Raw genomic sequence first — 2,917 nt, forward strand, 5'->3', positions numbered from 1 at the left:
TGGCGAGAATCAGCAGGATGTTCCACGCCCGGCGGTTCTCCGCGATGGGGATGACCTCGACCCCGCCGTCCGCCTCGAACTCGCGCCAGATCGCCTCGGCCTTTTCGGTGCGCAGAACGACGATGGTGGCGCTGTCCGTGCCGACGCCCCCGCAGGCGATGTCGGCGAGCTCGGCCGAAAAGTCCGCGCAGTGTCTGCACTCGGGCCGCTGGTAGTCGCGCATGGCCTCCTCGAGCGGGATGGTCTCGAGCGTGCCGTCTTTCTTGTGGATGAGGACTTCACCTTTTACGTTGAACTTTGAGACCTCGGAGAGGGGGATGCCCATCTGCTTCTCGATGCGCTCGGTCATCAGCTCGGGGGTGAAGACCTCGGTGCAGAACAGGCCGATGTTGAACGCCACCCGATCGGAGAAGCCGCGGAGGAAGCCCCGCTGTTTCGCGATGTGCTGGGGGCGCTTCTTGTGGGAGAGGAGAAAGGCCGGATCGATCAGCTCCATCTTGCGGATCGGGGTGATCTGGCAGGGGACGCCGACGAAGCCGACTTGCTTCAGATCGCGCTCCTGTACTTCCTCCAGCGCGAGGTTGTTCGGACAGTAGGTGTACCAGCTTCCCCCGCTCGCCTTGATTTCCTCGACCGTGGTGGCGACCTTCGGGGTGGGGAAGCAGGGATCATCATCCGGCCCGACGGCCGAGACGACGGCGCCGTCGATCTTCCCCTTCTCGAGCGACCAGGCGAGCAGCGCGGTCACGATGCCGCCGTCCTGGATGCGCGCTTTCAGGTCCTCGCGCAGGGTGCGGGCGACGAAGATGCGCCGGTAGACGCCGAAGATGCCCTCCCAGGGCCGCGCTTCTCCGAACTGCGCGCCCCGCAGATGAATCTCCCGCGGCCAGAGGCGCGGGCAGACCGCGGCGCAGACATCGCAGCCGACGCCTTCGCTGATGCCGCAGTAGTCGAAGGCGGCGCTTTTTTTGGCGGTCTGCTTCGGCTTGCCGTCCACGTATTCGATCACGTTGTGGGGGCAGACGAGGACGCAGCTGCCGCACTCGCAGCAGCTCCCGAAGTCCACCACGTCGTTCATCATGTCCTTGAAGCTGTTGTGGTGCAGGGGGTTCATGTCCATCATTATCCTATTTCTTGATTCCAAAAATGACATTCTTAACTCTGGGGATTTTGTCTGTCATTCCGAGCGAAGCGAGGAATCTGCTTTTCTGTTCCATGTCTCGCTCAGATCCTCCCATGTCGGATTGACTGCTTCAATCAGGTCCACCTTCTTGGATCGCCTCCAGCTTTTGATCTGTTTTTCTCGTGCGATGGCTGAATGAACATCGTTGGTCTCTTCAAAATAGACGAGCCGATGGACCTTGTATTTGGCCGTAAAACCAGGCACGGATTTGCTCTTGTGGATATGGGTCCGCCGCTCTAGATCGCTCGTCACCCCGGTGTACAAGGCACGTGACTTGCTGGCCAGGATGTAAATGAAATATTGTTTCACGGGAAAACGGAAAAGCAGATTCCTCGCTGCGCTCGGAATGACATACTGAACCCTAATGACATCCTAACCGCTCGGAGAGTCTGCTTCTTCCACCCGGCAGCCGCTCTTTGTCCCCGCTGGCACTAGGGGCAGGCTGTGCTTCATCCCGCCCTGCGCGGCCTGGCCGAGGAAGGCGCCGTCCGCATCGCGCGGGGGGCGGTAGCGCGGATCGCCCTCGGAGATGATCTCATACGTCGTGGTCCGCTGGACGGGGATGCGCCCCGCCTCGCGGATGGCCTCTTCGAATTGCGCGACCGTCAGCGCCTGGCCCCACTCCCCGCCCGACTCGCGGGTGATGTTCTCCTCCATCAGCGTGCCGCCCATGTCGTTCACCCCGAGGGCGAGGGCGCGCTGGGCGCCCGCGATGCCGATCTTCGGCCAGGCGACCTGGAGGTTTTCGATCGCCCCGCGGAAGAAGAGCCGCGCCACGGCGTGGAGCCTCAGGATGTAGTCCATCCCCGCCATCTCGGGGATGCCAAACTCCTGCCCCATCGTGTTGTCGTAGGGGACGAAGGGGAGCGGCACGAACTCGGTGAAGCGCCCGCCGCCGCCGCGGAGGGATTCTTTCTGCATCCCGCGGAGGATGTCCATGTGCTCGGCGATATCGCCTGCGGTTTCGATGTGCCCGTACATGATGGTCGAGGTGGTGGGGATGCCCACCGCGTGGGCCGCCCGGATGATCTCGCACCAGCGCTCGACCGGAATCCGCCGGGGGCTGATGAGCTTCTTGACGCGCTCGACGAGAATCTCCGCCGCCGTCCCGGGGATGGAGCCGAGGCCCGCCTGCTTCAGCCGGGTGAGGATCTCCTCGAGCGGAAGGCGGGTCTTGCGCTGGATGTGATCGATCTCGGCGGGCGAGTAGGCGTGCATGTGGACGCCCGGGATCACCTCGCGGCCGAGGCGGAGGACTTCTTCGTACCGGTCGAGCGAGATGGCGGGGTTGAGGCCGCCCTGCATGCAGATTTCGGTGACGCCGAATTCGCCCGCGCGTTCGAACTTCCGGCGCAGCGTCTCATCGTCGTGGGTGTAGGCGTCCTGCGCGTTGGGTCTGCGGTAGAAGCCGCAGTACTTGCAGTCGGTGTAGCAGACGTTCGTGAAGTTGACGTTCGCGTTGACGATGTAGGTGACCCGATCGCCCACGGCCCGGCGGCGCTCGCTGTCCGCCAGCGCGTAGAGCCGCTCGGCGGCCCCGGGCGCGTCCTCTTCGAGGAGGGTGGCGGCGGTGCCGGTGGAGAGTTCTTCTCCCTTTTCCCAGGCGTCAAGAATTTCTGTCGTGTTCATGCCATCTCCAGGGCAGGGGCTGCCTCCAGGGCGGTGGCGGTCTCGGCCCGTGCGCGCCGCGCCAGCTGGCGGGCGAGGGCCGCCCGCGCGGGCGGGGGGCACCAG

At 64.2% G+C, this 2,917-nt stretch carries 3 protein-coding genes; all 3 read right to left on the reverse strand.

What is annotated here, in order from left to right; all coding sequences use genetic code 11:
- Positions 1-1,123 (reverse strand): Coenzyme F420 hydrogenase/dehydrogenase, beta subunit C-terminal domain (locus O2807_14115; GenBank protein MDA1001637.1); only part of this gene is annotated, 1,123 nt, incomplete at its 3' end.
- Between the two features lie 54 nt (positions 1,124-1,177).
- A complete protein-coding gene (locus O2807_14120; GenBank protein MDA1001638.1) occupies positions 1,178-1,492 on the reverse strand; it encodes a GIY-YIG nuclease family protein in 315 nt (104 codons plus the stop codon).
- Positions 1,493-1,555: 63 nt separating this feature from the next.
- Positions 1,556-2,812 carry a 5-amino-6-(D-ribitylamino)uracil--L-tyrosine 4-hydroxyphenyl transferase CofH gene (gene cofH, locus O2807_14125; protein MDA1001639.1) on the reverse strand — a complete coding sequence of 419 codons (1,257 nt, stop codon included), beginning with the start codon at positions 2,810-2,812 and terminating at the stop codon, positions 1,556-1,558.
- Positions 2,813-2,917 lie beyond the last annotated feature (105 nt).

It is taken from the genome of bacterium (assembly GCA_027622355.1).
Taxonomy (GTDB): Bacteria; UBA8248; UBA8248; order UBA8248; family UBA8248; genus JAQBZT01.

Bases quoted from the DNA above. Each gene is read 5' to 3' on its own strand.
- cofH (MDA1001639.1), bottom strand. From the start codon at position 2,812: ATGAACACGACAGAAATTCTTGACGCCTGGGAAAAGGGAGAAGAACTC.